Genomic DNA, 20,074 nt, shown 5'->3' with positions numbered 1-20,074 from the left:
TTTTTCCAAATCGATTTTCTGCTAAATCCATAATGCTTCATTTTTATACATAGCAAAAATATAAGAATGAAAAAAGGGCGACAAGATAGAATCGCGGAGACGCTTACGAGTGTTTTTGTTATTAATAAATGATTAAAGTTAATTATTGGTTGAAACTAAGTAGAATCTGTCTATCCATCAGCAAGAGAAGTGATTTATTTTTTATTTTTGTTTCTTGAAAAGATAAAATCAGATAAAACAATGTTAGTACTTCTATCTTGTGCCAAGACTATGAGTGAGACTTCAAAGGTGAAAGTACCTTTGAAGACAGTTCCACAATTTCAAAAAGAAGCTTCCGGGATTGCTTTGCAGATGTCACAGTTTTCGGTGGATGAACTGGAACGCCTGTTGCGTATAAATGCCAGGATGGCGGTGGAGAATTATAAGCGTTATCAGGCTTTTCATGCAGAAGACACATCGGAACTGCCTGCTTTGCTGGCTTATACCGGAATTGTATTCAAGCGACTGAATGCAAAAGATTTCTCGAAAGAAGAATTTGAATATGCGCAGGAACATCTGCGGTTGACTTCTTTTTGTTATGGGTTGTTGAGGCCTTTAGATGTCATTCGTTCCTACCGCTTGGAAGGAGACGTAGTGTTGCCGGAACCGGGTAATCAGACCATGTTCTCTTATTGGAAATCCCGTCTGACGGATGTTTTCATCGAAGATATAAAGAAAGCGGGAGGCATACTCTGCAATCTGGCCAGCGACGAGATGAAAAGTTTGTTCGATTGGAAACGTGTGGAGAGAGAAGTGCGTGTCGTTACTCCCGAATTTCAGGTGTGGAAGAACGGGAAATTAGTTTCGATAGTGATCTATATCAAGATGTCCCGTGGTGAAATGACGCGGTTCATTCTGAAGAACAGAATCGAAAATCCGGAGGATTTGAAAAGCTTCTCCTGGGAAGGATTCGAATTTAACGAATCTCTTTCGGATGAAAAGAAGTTTGTATTTACTAACGGTAAAGAAATATAAAGTATGACGGAAGTAGAAAAGATGCGTAGTAGCCAGTTGGCTGATATGGCTGCGCCGGAATTGCAGGTGCGTTTTGAGCATGCCAAGAAGCTGCTGGCGCGTATGCGGGGAATGAGTACTTATGATGCGGGGTATCGGGAATTATTGGAAGAACTGGTACCGGAGATTCCTGAAACTTCAATAATCTGCCCGCCTTTCCATTGCGATCATGGAGACGGAATCAAATTGGGTGAACATGTATTTGTGAATGCCAATTGCACTTTCCTGGATGGAGGATATATCACGATAGGCGCCCATACGCTGGTTGGACCTTGTGTACAGATTTATACGCCGCATCATCCGATGGATTATCTGGAAAGAAGAGGCTCTAAGGAATATGCTTATCCGGTGACGATTGGCGAAGACTGCTGGATTGGTGGCGGTGCTATTATCTGTCCCGGCGTGACGATTGGCAATCGCTGTGTGATAGGGGCGGGGAGCGTTGTGACGAAAGATATTCCCGACGACAGTGTGGCAGTCGGGAATCCGGCACGTGTTGTTCGCAAACAGCTTGTTTAACGTTTGACCGGAAAAGTTATTTCCCGGATTTAAGCGTTCCTGCGTTACTATCTTTGTTGGGAATTCGTTTTCCTGCAGATTCTATTTTAATTATTAATGATAGAAAAAGAGGCGCGACTATCTTTATTTTGTTCTGTTTATTAGATGAACCGGAAGAAGTGAAAGTGGCAAGAAAAAAGTTTTTATTATTATTTGCTGATAATCAGAGTGTTTCTTTATTTGATAAAAACTTTCTTGAAAAATAATACATGAAATGTTTGCAGAATTCAAAAAATGCCGTACCTTTGCATCGCTTTTGAAACGGAAGTGTACGGGCGTTTAGCTCAGCTGGTTCAGAGCATCTGCCTTACAAGCAGAGGGTCGGCGGTTCGAATCCGTCAACGCCCACACAAAAAACGAAACACTTCCGGCTCATTAACAAGGGCGTTTAGCTCAGCTGGTTCAGAGCATCTGCCTTACAAGCAGAGGGTCGGCGGTTCGAATCCGTCAACGCCCACTACAAAACAGAGTCTTACGAAGAAATTCGTGAGACTTTTTTTATTTCTTACCTCTTTTATACAAACTTTCTTTCTCCTTTTATCTTATAACTCAGGAAAAAGAGTTAATTTTGCAGTCTGATAATTATCTAAGAAAACGTATGGAACTTGATGTATTAACGGCCATATCCCCGATTGATGGTCGATATAGAGGCAAAACTAAAGCTTTGGCAGCTTATTTCTCTGAATTTGCACTGATTAAATACCGTGTACAGGTAGAGGTGGAGTATTTTATCACCTTGTGCGAACTTCCTTTGCCGCAATTGAAAGGAATCGATAGTAGCGTGTTTGAAACTTTACGGAATATCTACCGTAACTTCTCCGAAGCAGACGCACAACGCATTAAAGATATCGAAAGTGTAACTAACCACGATGTGAAAGCCGTAGAATACTTCCTGAAAGAAGAGTTTGACAAAATGGGCGGAATGGATGACTATAAAGAGTTTATCCACTTCGGACTGACTTCTCAGGATATTAACAATACGTCTGTTCCTCTTTCTATCAAAGAGGCATTGGAGCAGGTTTATTACCCGTTGATTGAAGAGCTGATTGCACAGTTGAAAACCTATGCGACAGAATGGGCTAACATTCCGATGCTTGCCAAAACTCACGGTCAGCCGGCTTCTCCTACCCGTCTGGGTAAAGAAGTGATGGTATTTGTTTACCGTCTCGAACGTCAGTTGGCTATGTTGAAAGCATGTTCGCTTACTGCTAAGTTTGGCGGTGCTACCGGAAACTACAATGCGCATCACGTGGCTTATCCTCAATATGACTGGAAACAATTCGGCAATCGGTTTGTTGCAGAAAAACTGGGACTGGAACGCGAAGAATATACAACGCAGATTTCGAACTATGATAACCTCTCTGCTGTTTTTGATGCTATGAAGCGTATCAATACCATTATGGTGGATATGAATCGTGACTTCTGGCAGTACATCTCTATGGAGTACTTCAAGCAGAAGATCAAAGCCGGAGAAGTGGGCTCGAGCGCTATGCCGCATAAAGTGAATCCGATTGACTTTGAAAATGCAGAAGGTAACCTGGGCATAGCAACGTCTATTCTGGAACATTTGGCTGTGAAGCTTCCTGTTTCCCGTTTGCAGCGCGACTTGACAGACTCGACAGTGCTGCGTAATGTAGGTGTGCCTTTCGGTCATATCGTGATTGCTATTCAGAGTTCTTTGAAGGGATTGCGTAAACTGTTGCTGAACGAACCAGCTATCTATCGTGACTTGGATAACTGTTGGAGCGTAGTGGCAGAAGCTATTCAAACTATTCTGCGCCGTGAGGCTTATCCGCATCCGTATGAAGCTTTGAAAGCTTTAACCCGGACCAATCAGGCTATTACAGAAAGTTCTATTAAAGAGTTTATCGAAGAATTGAATGTAAGCGAAGATATTAAAAAAGAGTTAAGAGCAATCACTCCCCATACATATACGGGGCTTTAATTGTTTACTTATATAATAAACGTGTTTTTAAATAGGCCGTGAGGCCAAAGTCTAATTTTATTCGAATAAAAAAATGAGCACAGAAAACGAAGAATGGCGCGAAAATTCTTTCAATGAAGAGAATACAGGTGCCGGCCGTGATGGTAACAGGTCTTACAACAGAGAAGGTGGAGAACGTCCGTATCGTCCTTCTTACAACCGTGAAGGCGGGGATCGCCCGTATCGCCCGCGATTTAATGCCAACAATGAAGGAGGCGAACGCCCGCAGCGTTCGTACGGTGACCGCTCTTATGGCGACCGTCCCCAACGTCCTTCTTACAATCGTGAAGGTGGAGATCGTCCGTATCGTCCTCGCTTCAATAACAATAATGAAGGAGGTGAACGTCCTCAACGTCCTTACAACCGCGAAGGTGGTTCTTATGATCGTCCTCAACGTCCTTCTTACAATCGTGAAGGTGGTTCTTATGACCGTCCTCAACGTCCCCGTTTCAATAGCGGCGAAGGTGGTGAGCGTCCGTCTTATGGCGATCGTCCTCAACGTCCTTCTTACAACCGTGAAGGTGGCGACCGTCCTTACCGTCCCCGCTTTAATAACGGCGAAGGTGGCGACCGTCCTCAACGTCCTTCTTACAACCGTGAAGGTGGTGATCGTCCGTATCGTCCCCGTTTCAATAACGGCGAAGGTGGCGGCTATCGCAGCAACAACGGCGGTGGAGGTTATCGTCCGAGATATAATAACGATCGTCAAGGAGGATATCGTCCTCGTCCGCGTACCGGCGATTATGATCCGAACGCTAAGTATAGCGTAAAGAAACAGATCGAGTACAAGGAACAGTTCGTTGATCCGAATGAACCGATTCGTCTGAATAAGTTCTTGGCTAACGCAGGTGTTTGCTCCCGTCGTGAGGCTGATGAATTTATCACAGCAGGTGTGGTTTCTGTAAACGGTGAAGTGGTAACGGAATTGGGTACGAAGATCAAACGTTCGGATGTGGTTAAGTTCCACGACGAACCGGTAAGCATCGAACGCAAGGTATACGTATTGCTGAATAAACCGAAAGATACCGTTACTACATCGGACGATCCGCAGGAACGCCGTACAGTAATGGATTTAGTGAAAGGTGCTTGCAACGAACGTATCTATCCCGTAGGACGTCTGGACCGTAACACGACTGGTGTACTGTTACTGACGAATGACGGTGATCTGGCTTCCAAGCTGACACACCCGAAATTCCTGAAGAAGAAAATTTATCATGTTCATCTGGACAAGAACCTGACTAAAGCAGATATGGAGCAGATTGCAGCTGGTATCCAGTTGGAAGATGGCGAAATCCATGCAGATGCGATCAGCTATACAGATGATTTCAAGAAAGACCAGGTAGGTATCGAAATTCACTCCGGTAAGAACCGTATCGTTCGCCGTATTTTCGAATCACTGGGTTATAAAGTAGTAAAACTCGACCGTGTGTTCTTCGCCGGACTGACCAAAAAAGGTCTGCGTCGCGGAGACTGGCGTTATCTGTCGGAAGCAGAAGTAAACTACCTCCGCATGGGTTCGTTTGAGTAATAAGTCAATAAATAACAACTTGACAGAGGACGGGGAAAGAAAGCAGGAAAGAATTCATCCTGCATTTGAAACCTCGTCTTCTTGTATCTAAAAAGAAAAAGTTAAATGGAAAAGATTGGTAGAACAAAAATTGTTGACCTGTTGAAGCGCACAGATATTGGCGCTATGGTCAATGTGAAAGGATGGGTTCGCACCCGTAGAGGTAGCAAACAAGTAAACTTTATCGCACTGAATGACGGTTCTACAATAAATAATTTGCAGATCGTAGTAGATTTGGCTAATTTCGATGAAGAGATGCTGAAACTGATTACTACCGGCGCTTGTATCAGCGTGAACGGAGAAATGGTAGAATCAGTGGGTTCCGGACAGAAAGTGGAAGTACAGGCTCGTGAAATCGAAGTGCTGGGTACTTGCGATAATACATATCCATTACAGAAGAAAGGCCACTCTATGGAATTCTTGCGCGAGATTGCTCACTTGCGTCCGCGTACCAATACATTCGGTGCAGTGTTCCGCATCCGTCACAACATGGCGATTGCTATTCACAAGTTCTTCCATGAAAAGGGCTTCTTCTATTTCCATACGCCGATCATTACGGCTTCCGATTGTGAAGGTGCCGGACAGATGTTCCAGGTGACTACCATGAACCTGTATGACTTGAAGAAAGACGAGAGAGGTTCTATCTCTTATGAAGATGATTTCTTCGGTAAGCAGGCAAGTCTGACTGTTTCCGGTCAGCTGGAAGGTGAGTTGGCGGCTACTGCTTTGGGAGCTATCTACACATTCGGTCCTACGTTCCGTGCCGAAAACTCCAACACTCCCCGCCACTTGGCAGAGTTCTGGATGATTGAGCCGGAAGTGGCTTTCAACGACATTACAGACAACATGGACTTGGCAGAAGAGTTCATCAAATATTGTGTGAAATGGGCGTTGGATAACTGTGCGGATGATGTGAAGTTCCTGAACGATATGTTCGACAAAGGCTTGATTGAACGTCTGCAAGGTGTATTGAAAGATGATTTTGTACGTTTACCTTATACAGACGGCATCAAGATTCTTGAAGAAGCAGTTGCGAAAGGACATAAGTTCGAATTCCCGGTTTACTGGGGCGTGGACCTGGCTTCCGAACACGAACGTTTCTTAGTGGAAGAACACTTCAAACGTCCGGTGATTCTGACTGACTATCCGAAGGAAATCAAAGCCTTCTATATGAAGCAGAACGAAGACGGTAAGACTGTACGTGCCATGGACGTTCTTTTCCCGAAAATTGGTGAAATTATCGGTGGTTCCGAACGTGAAGCCGACTATAACAAGCTGATGACCCGTATTGAAGAAATGCATATCCCGATGAAGGATATGTGGTGGTATCTGGATACCCGTAAGTTCGGTACTTGTCCTCACTCCGGTTTCGGATTAGGGTTCGAACGTCTGTTATTGTTTGTAACAGGTATGGCGAATATCCGTGACGTGATACCGTTCCCGCGTACACCAAGAAATGCTGATTTCTAATATTTCGGTATATTTATGTAAAACTCGCATAATCTTCAGGTTATGCGAGTTTTTTTATGCTCTGAATTGCTGTATTCTCAAAATAAATCTTTATATTTGGAAATACGCATTCGAGAGTGTTAACTAAAATAATACAACAATGAAAAAGCTCTATTTCTTTACCATGCTTTCAATAATGTTGTTAGCGGTAACAGGTGCGACGGCCCAGAAGAAAACCAAATTCAAAGCGGCCGATTTGAAAGGTATTTGGCAGCTCTGCCATTATGTCTCCGAATCTCCCGATGTTCCGGGAGCGTTGAAACCCAGTAATACATTTAAAGTATTGAGTGATGACGGACAAATCGTTAACTTTACCATTATTCCCGGTGCGGATGCGATTATTACTGGATATGGTACTTATAAACAACTCACGGACGATTCTTATAAGGAAAGTATCGAGAAGAACATTCATCTCCCGATGCTGGACAATCAGGACAATATTTTGGAATTTGAGATTAAAGACAATGATTATCTCCATCTGAAATATTTTATCAAGAATGATTTGAATGGAAATGAGTTGAACACTTGGTATTATGAAACTTGGAAGAGGGTGGAAATGCCGGCTAAGTTTCCGGAAGATATTGTGAGATAAAAGAGCGTGTACTTTTTAGTGGAGGCACGGATTTTGCAAAAGGCTGCATAGTTGTTTGGTTATGCCTGACAACAGCTTATTTGGTAAAATCCGTGCCTGTTTTTCTATAAAAGATAAAAACAAAGCACTTTTGGACAAAATCAAAGTCCGTAGAAATAGAAACGAAAATGAAAAAATAGATTTGCAAAGGGTCTGTCCGCGACTTGCTCTAACTTTGTTGCCAGTAATAGAATACAGTAACAAAATAAAGTGGAACAATGAAAAACAAACTTTTACTGGCGGTAGGGAGTATGGCGCTCCTGACTGCTTGCGATGCTTCAAAAGGAAATGAGATGGAATGGTTCGACCATGCAGTGAAAACAGCGGGACATCAGTTGCTCTATATGGCAGAACAATTGAAGAATGAACCGGATACCGCCTGTTTTCCCCGTTCTATCAAAGAAGGAAAGTACAGACTGGAGCACCCCACAGATTGGACGAGTGGTTTCTATCCCGGTTCCATGTGGCTGGCATACGAGTTGACCGGTGATGAGGCTCTCGCAAAAGAGGCGCGTAAATATACGAACTGTCTGCAGGATATGCAATATTATACAGGTAATCACGATTTGGGTTTTATGATGTTTTGCAGTTATGGGCAGGGCATCCGTTTGAAACCGGAGCCAACGGACAGTTTGATTCTGATTCATTCTTCAGAAAGCTTGTGCTCCCGTTTTCGTCCGGAAGTCGGACTGATTCGTTCGTGGGATTTCGGTGATTGGAGTTATCCGGTGATTATTGATAATATGATGAACCTTGAAATGTTGTTCTGGGCTTCGGAACAAACCAATAATCCGAAATATCGTGAAATAGCCATCTCTCATGCTGACAAAACGTTGAAGAATCACTTCCGGGAGGACATGACTTCCTATCATGTGGTAAGTTATCTGGCGGATAGCGGTGAAGTAGAGTCGAAAGGAACCTTTCAGGGATATGCCGATTCTTCCGCTTGGGCGCGTGGACAGGCTTGGGGAGTGTATGGATATACCATGTGTTATCGCTTCACCAAGCAGCAGAACTATCTGGATGCCGCTCATAAAATAGCGCGGTTCATTATCGATCATCGCCCGTCCGAAAATGACTATGTACCTTATTGGGATTATGATGCTCCTAATATTCCAAATGAACCGCGGGATGCTTCTGCGGCTGCCGTAACAGCTTCTGCATTACTGGAGTTGAGTGGTTATGGCGACAAGAAACAAGGGGAAGAATATTTCCGTTATGCGGAGCATATCCTGAAACAGTTATCCTCTGATGATTATTTGGCCCAAGAAGGAGAAAATTATGGTTTCGTCCTGTTACATTCGGTTGGTAGTTTCCCGCACGACAGTGAAATTGATACTCCGCTCAATTATGCCGATTATTATTATCTGGAAGCCTTGAAACGTTATAAAGATCTGAAAGAAAAATCAGAAAATCCGTCTTACTAACTTGAAGAGAAACCGTAAAAAAATTAAAGTTCAGGGCAACCGCGTCTAAAATATGAATTCATAACTGTCGGACTTTGGCGCGGTTGTCCTGTTTTGAGCCGATACCGGTCCTTTATATGAGTTAAAAAACGGGATTCATTTATCAGATTGAATTGAAAATACTTATCTTTACGATAAATTCTTCAATATTAGCTCATGAAAGACCGGCATTTGCTATTTAAGTACCTATTCGGATTAACCGTTTGCATCTTATTTTTTCCTTTGGCTGTATCGGCCGCCGACAGCTTCATTCATTTTAAGCGATTATCCGTGGATGACGGGCTGTCGCAAAATACTGTGCTCGCTCTGACACAAGATCATAATAATAAGCTTTGGGTAGGCACCATAGACGGACTGAACTGGTATGAAGGTTCCCGTTTCGTTTCGTATTATAAAGCGCCGGATGATACGACCAGTCTGGCAAACAATCATGTCTATTCACTTCATACCGATTCGAAAGGTACGGTATGGGTAGGTACACAGGTCGGTTTATCCCGTTATAATATAGTAGGGAATAATTTCACCAATTATTCGTCACCGGACAATCAGCCGATGCAAGTATTGGCTATCGGAGAACCGGAGGAAGGCGACCGGCTTTTGCTTGCTACCAATATCGGTCTGGTGGTTTTTGATAAAAAGACCGGGCGGATGAAAGTGCAGCCGGAACTTGCCGGAAAAACGATCTATTCAGTTTGCCGGATGAATGACGGTTTCCTGTTGGGAACTTCGGAAGGTGTCTATTTCTATTATGTACGCAACGAAAACGTGACCCGGCTTCTTCTCCAATTGAAAGGAGAAACCATCTCCGATATGCTCTATGATGACAAAACCGGCAACTGTTGGCTGGCTTCATTGACAAACGGCGTGTATTGTGTAGATAACAACTTTCAAATAAAACATCATTATAACAAGCAAAATACTCCTGCTTATTTCCTTACGAACTCGGTCAGGACATTGTCCGGAGATGATAAAGGAAGGGTTTGGATAGGAACCATGGAAGGTTTGCTTATCTTTGAACCGGAGACGGGAACTTTCCGTATCTGCCGTTTTTCTCCTGAAGATCCGACTACCTTGGGGCATAATTCCATCCGCTCTATATTGAAAGACAATCAAGGGGGAATGTGGATCGGTACATTTTATGGCGGGCTTAATTATTATCATCCCCTTGCTCCGGCATTCGGACGCTTGCAACATTCCGCCTGGCGGAATTCGTTAAGTGATAACACGGTGAGCTGTATTGCCGAAGACCCGGATAATGGCAATCTCTGGATCGGCACGAACGACGGCGGATTAAATTATTATAACCGGAAAACCGGAGTCTTTTCATATTACCGGACGGGTACTTCCGCCAACGCTTTAAAGTCGGACAATATAAAATGTATATGGACGGACAAGGATGGAAGTGTCTATATCGGCACTCATGGAGGGGGAATGAGTCGTCTGCATCACCGGAGTGGCAGGATAGAAACATATTCCTTTCCCCATTCTACTTCCCTGACTAACAGTTGTTACTCCTTATTGGACGGAACGGATGGAACGCTTTGGGTAGGCGGCATGAGCGGACTTTACCTTTTCGACAAACAGACCGGCGAACTTTCGCAGCATCCGTTGGCTAAAAAGCATAAAAAGTTGGAGAATGTATTGATATATACGTTGTTCCGTGATTCCAAAGGAAGAATCTGGATCGGTACGGAAGAGAGCCTGTTTTTGTATGCCGGCGGGAAACTGGAAGAACTGCATCTTTCCTCTTCGGCTTATCTGCATGGGTTGATACAGGCTTTCTGTGTACAGGAGGATGGCCGTCATGAAATCTGGATTGGTTCTTCCACAGGATTATATTGCTATAAGGAAGGAGCACCGACTGCCTGGAAACACTATACGATGAAAGACGGTTTGCCAAACGACTTTATTTATAATATACTGGAAGATGAACGGGGGCGTTTATGGTTGACAACTAACAAGGGACTGGCTTGCTTCAATACGGAGGAGGGTACTTTCCTCAACTATTCAAAGCAGGACGGATTGCCTCACGATCAGTTTAACTATTTCGGAGCTTGCAAAGCGCACGATGGTACATTCTTCCTGGGGTCTCTTGGGGGCGTTGCCTATTTCAAGCCATACGAATTGGGTGATAATCCATATTCCCCGGATGCGGTGGTAACAGGAGCCGTTGTCTTAAATCAGGTGATTACGGATATGAAAAGTGAACGGGTGCGTTATTATCAGGACGAGCAAGGGCGGATGCTGGGTATGTCGTTCCCTTCCGATCAGAAACTTTTTAATATCCGGTTTGCCGTTATCAACTATTTAGCTGGCAAGCGGAATCAGTTCGTTTACAAATTGGAAGGCTTTGAAACAGAGTGGAACTACTCCCGTCATGTTTCCTTTGCACGGGCGAGTTATTCTAATCTTCCGCCCGGTGAGTATGTGTTTAAGGTGAAGGCATGTAACAACAATGGAAAGTGGAGCGAGGCGACCACTGAATTTTTTGTGCATATCATTCCGATGTGGTATCAGACTTGGTGGGCAAAGACACTTTTCATCTTCTTTTCTTTAGGGCTTCTCGTCTTTGTGATCTATTTCTTTATTGCCCGTGCCAAAATGAAGATGCAAGTCCGGATCGAACAGATAGAACGAAACAAGATAGAAGAAATCAGTCAGGAGAAAGTACGTTTTTACATGAATATGTCTCATGAGTTGCGTACTCCGTTGAGTCTGATACTGGCTCCGTTGGAGGAACTCTTGGGGCAGAGCAATCTGAAAGGTACTCCGGTACAACAGAAACTGGATTACGTTTATAAGAACGGTCGTAAGTTGTTGCACATTGTCAACCAGTTGCTGGATTTCCGTAAAGCCGAAGCGGGTGCAATGCCCATCCATGTTGCGCAGGTGAATGTAGAAGGATTGTTGCAAGATGCTTTTGCCCTGTTTAAAGAAAATGCGCAGAAGCGTGCTATCAGCTTTCATATAAAATCCGATCTGGAAGGACGATTGCTTCCGGCGGACCGGACGTATGTAGAGACCATCTTGATGAACCTGCTGTCTAACGCCTTTAAGTTTACACCGGACGGTGGAAGTATTTCGCTTTCTTTATGGGCAGAGGGAGATACCTATGGTTTCACGGTAAGAGATAGCGGAATCGGTATGTCTCCGGAACAGCTAACCCGCATTTTCGAACGTTTCTATCAGGTAGACGGTCAGCGAAAAGGGACGGGTATCGGGCTGTCATTGGTGAAGATGCTTGTAGAAAAGCATCACGGCACTATCACCGTAGCAAGCGAACCTGCTCAATATACCGAATTTAAAGTCACGCTACCTGCTGATATGGCTGCCTTCACGGAGAAAGAACGTGAATTGCCGGCACATGAAGTCGAAACATCTGCTTCTCTCCGGGAGCTTCCGGTGGCTGATGAATATTTCTCTGGTGATGCGTTGGCTATAGTTGCAGAAGAACTATCGGATGGTGATCAGATAGAAGCCGGCAGTGAGGAAGAGCGTCCTACTATCTTGTTGGTAGATGACAATAAAGAGATGGTGGATTACCTGAAAGATAATTTCCGGCAGAACTATGTGACGCTGACCGCCGGAAACGGTGAAGAAGCATTGGCTATTATGAAAGAGCACCGTGTGGACATTGTCCTTTCCGACGTGATGATGCCGGGTATTGACGGTATCAAACTTTGCCAGCTTATTAAACGAAATCTGCAAACCTGCCACATTCCCGTCCTTCTGTTGTCTGCCAAAGGAAGTGTCGATGCACAGACGGAAGGCATTCAGGCTGGAGCGGATGATTACATTGCCAAACCGTTCTCGATTCATTTATTGAAAGGAAAAATTGCTAATCAACTGAAAGCACGCCAGCGGTTGAAACACTATTATTCGAATACGATTGATATAGATACTGCTAAAATGACTTCGAATAATCTGGATGAGGAATTCATGAGCAAAGCTATTCAGGTGGTAGAAGAAAATATCAGTAATGAAGACTTCACCTCTGATGAGTTGGCAAGCCAGCTTTTCATGAGCCGTTCGTCACTGTATCTCAAGATGAATTCCATATCCGGTGAACCGCCTGCCAACTTTATCCGGCGCATCCGTTTTAATAAAGCGTGTAAATTGTTGCTTGAAGGGCGCTACTCCATTTCGGAGATTAGCGGAATGGTAGGCTTCGGATCTTCTTCTTACTTCTCTACCAGTTTCAAGAAGTATGTCGGTTGTCTGCCATCGGAGTATGTGAAGCAGCATACTAAGTAATTGCTTTGCGGTTATGCATTTGTTCACCACAGAGGACGCGGAGGACACAGAGGTGAATCTTGTTCAAGCAGGTGCAGAAATGAATGAGAGTTTTTTGTCTACTATAAAGTTGAAAAACATAAAAACATCTGCCACCTGCAACGAAACGCGTGTAATGCATTAATTGACAAATAGTTGGAGCGTTGCAGATACTGTGGCAGATAGGTTGCAGATAAAGTATCTGCAACGCGTTATATAATCAAAGAAAAAGCCTTGATTCCTTTGTGCAAAGCTATGGGATAATTGGGATGACTCTATGGAGAATTTGTGGTGTCTCTACGGGGAAACGACAGTATCCTTACGTAGAAACTCTCGTGTCCCGCCTTAGAAACTCTCGTGTCCTGCCGTGGAAACTGTAATTTCTAATGCCGGAAACGACAGTTCCCCGCCTGGAAACGGGAAGTTAATGCATACAATAAACTTTTGCCCTCCTGGAGAATTGGCTTATGCAAGGTTTATACTGTGTTGCAGATACTTTGATCTGCAACCTATCTGCAACAGTATCTGCCACGCTCCAACTATTTATCAACTAGTGCATTACACGCGTTTGGTTGCAGGTGGCAGATGTTTTTATATTTTTTCAACTTTATAGTAGGAGGATTACGCATCAAAATTAGGGTCACCACCGTAAGTTATAAACCAAATTCACCTCTGTGTCCTCCACGTCCTCTGTGGTGAAAACCTAAACAAGAACTAATAACCTTCATCTTTCTATCAATTCCAGTCATTCCGTTTTGGGGGCTATTTTACCCTTTTACCCTCTTTGTAGCCTCCTGTAACGCTTGTTTTGGACGAATTTTAAGTTGAAATGAACGAAAACAAAGTCCTGTTAGACAGTATCAGAGAAGGAAGAAATGAATTGAAAGTTCCGTTTCGGACGGTTTATCTACATTTGCCTACAGAAAAACCAATCATTTGATATCATGAAAAAAGTATTATTGATTTCATTCGTAATCTTGTCTGTGACTGCACAGATGACACATGCGCAAAAACAAGCAGTCATTAAGCTGACGGAGAAGACATTGATGCACGAAATGCGTGCCACTCCTTATCCTCTTGATAAAGCGGTGGTAAATGACCGTGCGGTTTCTTTTCAATGGCCGCTCCGTTCGGACATGAACTCGCAGGACAGTCCGTTGGATGGATTCGAACACAAAGTAAAGAAGGTAGATAAAACAAAGATTACCTATCGGTTACGTTATTCGCAGGATGCCGGATTGAAGTCGGGAGTTGTTCAAGTGGAAACTCGCTGGCCGTTCTATAATCCGGAACAACCGCTTGCGCCGGGTGTATGGTACTGGCAGTTCGGTTATGTAGAAGACGGACAAGTGACTTGGGGAAGCACACAGCAAGTCACCGTAGAAGATCGTCCGGGCAAATTCTGTCCTCCTTCATTGAAAACAGTGTTGGCAAAACTACCTGCCGATCATCCGCGTGTGTGGATCATGAAGAACGAATGGAAGAACTTTATAAATCACAGCAAACAAAAGGCAGAAAGACAATGGTATCTTGAGCGTGCAGATCAGGTACTTCAGACTCCAATGAAATCAGTGAAAGATATTAATGTCTCGCAGGTGAAGAATCTGAAGAACGAGATGCAGATAAATTCATACCTCACTCGTGAAAGCCGTCGCATCATCGATGCGGAAGAGGGCAACACCGAAGCATTGATACGGGCCTGGTTGCTGACGCAGGATACTAAATATGCTGACGAAGCCATCAAACGGGTATTTATCATGGCCGACTGGGATAAAGATAAGAATGTGAAAGGAGATTTTAATGCTTCTAGCTTATTGTCTCTCTGCTCTATGGCTTATGATTCTTTCTACGACCGGTTGAATACATCACAAAAGAAAGCATTGCTGGAAGCCATCAAAAATAAAGGTGGTGAAATGTATGAGAATTTTAATAACCGGATGGAAAATCACATCGCCGACAATCATGTGTGGCAGATGACACTTCGCATCCTTACAATGGCATCATTCAGTGTATATGGCGATCTGCCCGAAGCCAACACATGGGTGGATTACTGCTATAACGTCTGGTTGGCACGTTTCCCCGGATTGAACAAAGACGGTGGCTGGCACAATGGCGATTCTTACTTTACGGTCAACACCCGTACATTAGTAGAAGTACCTTACTATTATAGCAAACTGACCGGTTACGACTTCTTTTCCGATCCTTGGTATCAGGGAAATATCATGTATACCATCTTCCAGCAACCTCCTTTTTCCAAATCCGCAGGAAACGGAAGTTCTCATCAGAATGTGGGACGTCCAAACAGTATCCGTATAGGATATTTGGATGCGCTGGCACGCCTTACCGGAAACACTTATGCCGCTGATTTCGTACGCCGCACATTGAAAGTGGAACCGGATTATATGAAGAAAGCCTTATTGAATAAGCCCGGTGATCTTGCCTGGTTCCGCCTGCAATGTGATAAACCTCTGCCGGAAGGTGAAGGATTGACTGCACTCCCTGCAGGATACGTCTTCCCCGCAACAGGACTTGCCTCTTTCCAGACGAACTGGGATAGAGTAGGCGGAAATGCGATGTGGAGTTTCCGGTCAAGCCCTTATGGTTCTACCTCTCATGCACTTGCCAATCAGAATGCTTTCAATACGTTCTATGGTGGAAAACCATTATTTTACAGTAGCGGACACCACATTGAGTTTACCGACGTACATAGTATGTTGTGCCATCGTGCCACACGTGCTCACAATACGATTCTGGTGAACGGTATGGGACAACGTATCGGTACGGAAGGATATGGATGGATTCCCCGTTATTATGCCAGCGAGAAGATCGGTTATGTGCTAGGCGATGCTTCCAATGCTTACGGAAAAGTGATTTCACCGCTTTGGCTGACACGCGGCGAACAGTCGGAGGTGCATTATACGCCCGAAAATGGCTGGGATGAGAACCATGTGAAAACTTTCCGCCGTCACATTGTCAATTTGGGAAAGACAGGACTCATCTTTATCTATGACGAACTAGTGGCAGACGAACCTGTAAACTGGAGTTATTTGCTGCATACCACAGAAAATCCCATGACAGTGGATAAATCGAATCATCGCTTCGTGCATATTCAAGCCACGAACCGCGGAGGAGCATCAGACGCTTATCTTTTCTCCACCGGAACATTGCAGACAGATACGACGAGCCGTTTTTTCTATCCGGCAGTCAACTGGCTACGTGCTGATGACAAAGGGGTGTTCAAGAAGTATCCTAATCACTGGCATTTCACCGCTACATCGGAAAAGGCACAAGTATATCGTTTTGCCACTGTCATCAATACACATGCACTGAAATATCCTGCCAAAGATCCCGAAATCTTGTCCGACGGACGTATCAAAGTAGGCGGATGGCTGATTAGTGTAAACCTGAAATCCGACGGTGCTCCTTCATTCTTTATCCGCAGCACTCAAGAGAAGGTGAATATCACTTATAAAGGTGAAGCTACTGTCATCAATGAGGATGGGTACGAAACGGTAATGAGGGATACAGTGCCCGAACTGGAAATCTAATCAATGAACATGAAAGATACGAATATATGAGACGCTCTACTTTTAATATGAGAACTATATGTCTGTTGGCTGCATTATCGGGCATAACCGTCTTGTCGGCACAGACTCCCGGTAAACCCCGTGTACAGACTTCGGCAGCTCCGGAGGAAACTACGGTTTACAAGCCCGGCGGGAAAAAGCAGGAAACAGCAGTTGCGACTTCTTCAAAAAAGGAGGAGGATAAACGCCAATCCGGCAAAGAGAATACAGGAAAGAAAGCGGCTGCCTTTGATGGTCAACGCTATCTGGCACTGAAAACGAATGTAATATATGATGCTTGTGCTTTGCTGAACCTTGCCGTGGAAATGCAGGTGCATAAAAAGATCACGGTAGAGTTGCCATTGACTTGCAGTTTGTGGGACTTGGGAGATAAGCACGGCGTGTGTACGGTAGCATTGCAACCTGAAGCCCGCTGGTGGATAGGAAATGAGACAGGACGGGGACACTTTGTCGGACTGCACGCCCACGTGGCATGGTTTAACGTAAAGTGGAACGATGACCGTTATCAAGATACTGATCGTCCGTTGTTGGGAGCCGGAATAAGCTATGGTTACAAACTCCCTCTTTCCAAACACTGGGGAGCGGAATTTAATCTGGGAGTGGGATATGCCAACATGAAGTATAACACCTATTATAATGTAGACAACGGCGCACTGCTGGATACGCGTGTCCGTCATTACTGGGGGATAACCCGTGTGGGAGCATCGTTGGTCTACCGCTTCTAACCTTAGATAGGAACATACATATAAATAAGATAACAATATGAGAAGAAATTTATATATACTGGCGCAGTGCACTTTCCTGTTGTTCATCACCTTGCTGGTGAATGGATGCAGCCTGCACGAAGAACCGGAAATGACTCCCGAAGGAGAACTGGGAGTGGACCCGACAGCTGTAACACTCAACCTTAATCTGGCAATGAATCTAAGTTTGGCAGAAAGAGCACCGGTGACTATCACCCGTGCGTCGGAAACCAACTATCTGCGTCGTTTCATCGTAGAAGCCTATCTGGATAGACAGGTGGCGGCACGGCAAACGGTATACGAAGAGGATTTTAACCGTGCCAGTCTGTCTGTTAGTATGAAGCTGCACGCCCGTAATTACCGCATCCTGGTGTGGGCCGATTATGTGAATGCGGAGACACCGGAACAGGGACTTGTTTACGATGCCAAGAATCTGGCTTTTATCCTTCCTGCCGGAAAGTATATAGGGAATAGCCGTTATAAAGATGTTTTTGCTGCTTCTGCTATGGCAGACCTGACTTCTTTCCGCAATCATTGGGGAGCTGAAACAAGTCTTGACGTTGAACTGTATCGCCCCGTAGCACGCTATGAACTGGTGGCTAAAGATGTGGCAACGTTTCTCAATAAACTGTCCACAGGCGGACTGAAAGGTGAAAGTTTTACCGCTCGTGTGAAGTACAGTGATTATTTGCCTACCGGCTACAATTTGTGGGACGATGTACCCAAGAACTCGCTCATGTACATGGAATATAAAGTGGCCTTTGAACGCCCTGCCGATGGTACGAAAGAACTGATACTGGGATTCGACTATGTGTTGACCGATGCCGGAGAAACCGTTTCCATCCCTGTAGAGCTCGAAATCTTGAATGAGAAGAATGAAGTGCTGGCACGTACAGCTTTCCGTATTCCTTGTGAACGGGGCAAAAACACAACGGTACGCGGTAACTTCCTGACTTCCGATGCCAATGGAGGAATAGGGATCGACCCCGATTATGACGGTGATCTGGAAGTAGACCTTGGAGAATTATAAAATAGACAAATCAATTAAGAATTGCTTAACCATAAAACAATTAAGATCATGAAAAAGAACTTATTTTATTCGCTAATGGCTTTGTTCGTAGTGCTTTTTGCATCCTGTGGACAAGAAGAAATCGTTTCGGCCAACGGAACAGAAATCAATGCTCCTGTTACCATCTCTGTACAGGCTCCTGTAAATAACGTCTTTAGCCGTGCGGTTACCATCCCTGACGGTTATACGATGCAATGTATCATGCAATTACTGAATGCTGATGGCAATAAGATAGGCGATCAGGTAACTAAACCGGTTACAGACGGTAAGGTATCTTTCACTATTTCCGTAGATGAACAAAAAGATGTGTCGAAAGCATTGTTCTGGGCTGAATACGTACCGGAAAGTGGTGCTGCTAATAAAGTATATAACACTGCTGATTTGAGAGCAGTAGGATATAATACTGCATCATTTGATCTGACAAATGATGCGTTGATGGCAGCCAGCGACGCTTTCTGCGGAAAATTGGAAACGATTGGTAATGCCAGTGTGACATTGAAGCGGCCGTTTGCCAATGTGAGCGTAAAACCGAAGAATCCGGAAGTAGCTGCGCAAGCTGATAAGCTGGAAATAACATACAACGCTTTGAGCGGATATGATATTTTAGAGGGTAAATGTTCTGCTACGACTCCTGTGACTTATACAAATGCAAATTTTGCTTCTGCGGATGGCAATTGGTTCGCTAATTTCTTTTTTGCTCCTTCAAATGTAGGTAAATTTACAGAAGAAATAACCATGGCATTGAGTGGCGGATATAGTAAAGAGATTAAAATACCGGCAAATACATTACCTTTGGATGCTAATATGCAGATTATGGCTAAATTTGAAATCGGCGATGGAAACTTTGACATTGAAGTAGGAGTGGATCCAGATTATGAAGCGTTGGAAATGAAGGTTGGTAGTTATATCAATGCAGAAGGTAAAGTGGTACGTGATGCAGCGGATGCTGTCGGTATTGTTTTCAAGATGGAGGCTATCGGTAGTGATGTGCCGGCTAATTATCCTGTAGCACTTCAGGGCAAGACAATTGTCGGATATGCGGTAGCGATTGAGAATGTAGCGGCTGGTCGTCAATCTCTTAATCCTGACGGCGTGTTGACAAATTTGGTTGAGACAGCAGCAAGTATGACTAATGGAACACAGATTACGGAGGCGTTGTTAACAAGTATTGGAGACGTGGCGTTTAAAACAACTTATGAAAAATGGGTGGGAGAACATTCTCTTAGCAGTGAGAATTTGAGTGCATGGTATATTCCTACATTGTCGCAATTGAGTGCGTTCATGGGTACATTGTTTACTATGAAAGGAGTATCTGCTACTGGTAGTGAAGATTTCAGAAACCTTCCGGAATTTGAATTTGCCAATGGTAAAATGTTTGATAGGGAGACGATTGCTACGGTGAATTATGCTTCCAGTACTATCAATAACCAAAGTAATGTTTCAGGGGTACGTATTAATGTAAACAATGGTGTAATTGATGCACAAGAGGCAGGTATTGATGTGAAAGGAAAGGCTAATCAACAAGCTCTTTGCCGCCCGATGATTACGATTTTTAAATAGTCACTATTCGACCTTACTCAATAGAAATTCAAGGAAAGTGGGATCCCCCATCCCGCTTTACCTTCTTCTTACATT

12 protein-coding genes and 2 tRNA genes are annotated in these 20,074 nt (G+C 44.1%); all 14 read left to right on the top strand.

The features are described from left to right. Window positions 1-240: 240 nt before the first annotated feature. Window positions 241-1,014: a peroxide stress protein YaaA gene (gene yaaA / locus AB5217_RS05890; RefSeq protein WP_032844095.1), complete on the top strand. Its 774-nt coding sequence runs from the start codon at window positions 241-243 to the stop codon at window positions 1,012-1,014. Window positions 1,015-1,017: 3 nt separating this feature from the next. Then, the gene (locus AB5217_RS05885; RefSeq protein ID WP_032844093.1) at window positions 1,018-1,572 is read left to right on the top strand and encodes a sugar O-acetyltransferase; all 555 of its coding nucleotides are present in this window, start codon (window positions 1,018-1,020) and stop codon (window positions 1,570-1,572) included. Window positions 1,573-1,884: 312 nt separating this feature from the next. After that, a tRNA-Val gene (locus AB5217_RS05880) sits at window positions 1,885-1,959 on the top strand. A gap of 34 nt (window positions 1,960-1,993) precedes the next feature. Then, window positions 1,994-2,068, top strand: a tRNA-Val gene (locus AB5217_RS05875). Window positions 2,069-2,209: 141 nt separating this feature from the next. Further along, window positions 2,210-3,556: an adenylosuccinate lyase gene (gene purB / locus AB5217_RS05870; protein WP_032844091.1), complete on the top strand. Its 1,347-nt coding sequence runs from the start codon at window positions 2,210-2,212 to the stop codon at window positions 3,554-3,556. A 73-nt stretch (window positions 3,557-3,629) separates the two neighbouring features. Then, on the top strand, window positions 3,630-5,123 hold the full coding sequence (locus AB5217_RS05865) for a pseudouridine synthase (RefSeq protein ID WP_004323572.1): 1,494 nt from the start codon (window positions 3,630-3,632) through the stop codon (window positions 5,121-5,123). A 105-nt stretch (window positions 5,124-5,228) separates the two neighbouring features. Further along, entirely contained in the window at window positions 5,229-6,632 is a 1,404-nt protein-coding gene (gene asnS, locus AB5217_RS05860; protein WP_004297192.1) for an asparagine--tRNA ligase, read from the top strand. A gap of 139 nt (window positions 6,633-6,771) precedes the next feature. Further along, the gene (locus tag AB5217_RS05855; protein WP_004305582.1) at window positions 6,772-7,263 is read left to right on the top strand and encodes a DUF4488 domain-containing protein; all 492 of its coding nucleotides are present in this window, start codon (window positions 6,772-6,774) and stop codon (window positions 7,261-7,263) included. 257 nt (window positions 7,264-7,520) lie between these two features. Next, complete coding sequence (locus tag AB5217_RS05850) at window positions 7,521-8,729, top strand: glucuronyl hydrolase (protein ID WP_368112858.1); 1,209 nt, start codon at window positions 7,521-7,523, stop codon at window positions 8,727-8,729. Window positions 8,730-8,924: 195 nt separating this feature from the next. After that, a complete protein-coding gene (locus AB5217_RS05845) occupies window positions 8,925-13,022 on the top strand; it encodes a two-component regulator propeller domain-containing protein (RefSeq protein ID WP_368112857.1) in 4,098 nt (1,365 codons plus the stop codon). A gap of 962 nt (window positions 13,023-13,984) precedes the next feature. Beyond that, on the top strand, window positions 13,985-16,588 hold the full coding sequence (locus AB5217_RS05840) for a DUF4962 domain-containing protein (RefSeq protein WP_032844086.1): 2,604 nt from the start codon (window positions 13,985-13,987) through the stop codon (window positions 16,586-16,588). Between the two features lie 26 nt (window positions 16,589-16,614). Continuing rightward, the gene (locus AB5217_RS05835) at window positions 16,615-17,352 is read left to right on the top strand and encodes a DUF3575 domain-containing protein (protein ID WP_032844084.1); all 738 of its coding nucleotides are present in this window, start codon (window positions 16,615-16,617) and stop codon (window positions 17,350-17,352) included. 37 nt (window positions 17,353-17,389) lie between these two features. Further along, complete coding sequence (locus AB5217_RS05830) at window positions 17,390-18,400, top strand: DUF6562 domain-containing protein (RefSeq protein ID WP_004305572.1); 1,011 nt, start codon at window positions 17,390-17,392, stop codon at window positions 18,398-18,400. A gap of 48 nt (window positions 18,401-18,448) precedes the next feature. Next, a complete protein-coding gene (locus tag AB5217_RS05825) occupies window positions 18,449-19,999 on the top strand; it encodes a hypothetical protein (RefSeq protein ID WP_032844083.1) in 1,551 nt (516 codons plus the stop codon). Window positions 20,000-20,074 lie beyond the last annotated feature (75 nt).

Origin of the sequence: Bacteroides sp. MSSM.1001136sp1_RTP21357st2_D2_RTP21359_211015 (assembly GCF_040913205.1) — a bacterium.
GTDB lineage: Bacteria > Bacteroidota > Bacteroidia > Bacteroidales > Bacteroidaceae > Bacteroides > Bacteroides ovatus.
Note: the sequence above shows the minus strand (reverse complement) of the source record. Positions and strands in the feature narration are given on the sequence as shown.

Coding starts and splice junctions, on each gene's coding strand:
- yaaA (WP_032844095.1), top strand. CDS start 241: ATGTTAGTACTTCTATCTTGTGCCAAGACTATGAGTGAGACTTCAAAG.
- AB5217_RS05885 (WP_032844093.1), top strand. CDS start 1,018: ATGACGGAAGTAGAAAAGATGCGTAGTAGCCAGTTGGCTGATATGGCT.
- purB (WP_032844091.1), top strand. CDS start 2,210: ATGGAACTTGATGTATTAACGGCCATATCCCCGATTGATGGTCGATAT.
- AB5217_RS05865 (WP_004323572.1), top strand. CDS start 3,630: ATGAGCACAGAAAACGAAGAATGGCGCGAAAATTCTTTCAATGAAGAG.
- asnS (WP_004297192.1), top strand. CDS start 5,229: ATGGAAAAGATTGGTAGAACAAAAATTGTTGACCTGTTGAAGCGCACA.
- AB5217_RS05855 (WP_004305582.1), top strand. CDS start 6,772: ATGAAAAAGCTCTATTTCTTTACCATGCTTTCAATAATGTTGTTAGCG.
- AB5217_RS05850 (WP_368112858.1), top strand. CDS start 7,521: ATGAAAAACAAACTTTTACTGGCGGTAGGGAGTATGGCGCTCCTGACT.
- AB5217_RS05845 (WP_368112857.1), top strand. CDS start 8,925: ATGAAAGACCGGCATTTGCTATTTAAGTACCTATTCGGATTAACCGTT.
- AB5217_RS05840 (WP_032844086.1), top strand. CDS start 13,985: ATGAAAAAAGTATTATTGATTTCATTCGTAATCTTGTCTGTGACTGCA.
- AB5217_RS05835 (WP_032844084.1), top strand. CDS start 16,615: ATGAGACGCTCTACTTTTAATATGAGAACTATATGTCTGTTGGCTGCA.
- AB5217_RS05830 (WP_004305572.1), top strand. CDS start 17,390: ATGAGAAGAAATTTATATATACTGGCGCAGTGCACTTTCCTGTTGTTC.
- AB5217_RS05825 (WP_032844083.1), top strand. CDS start 18,449: ATGAAAAAGAACTTATTTTATTCGCTAATGGCTTTGTTCGTAGTGCTT.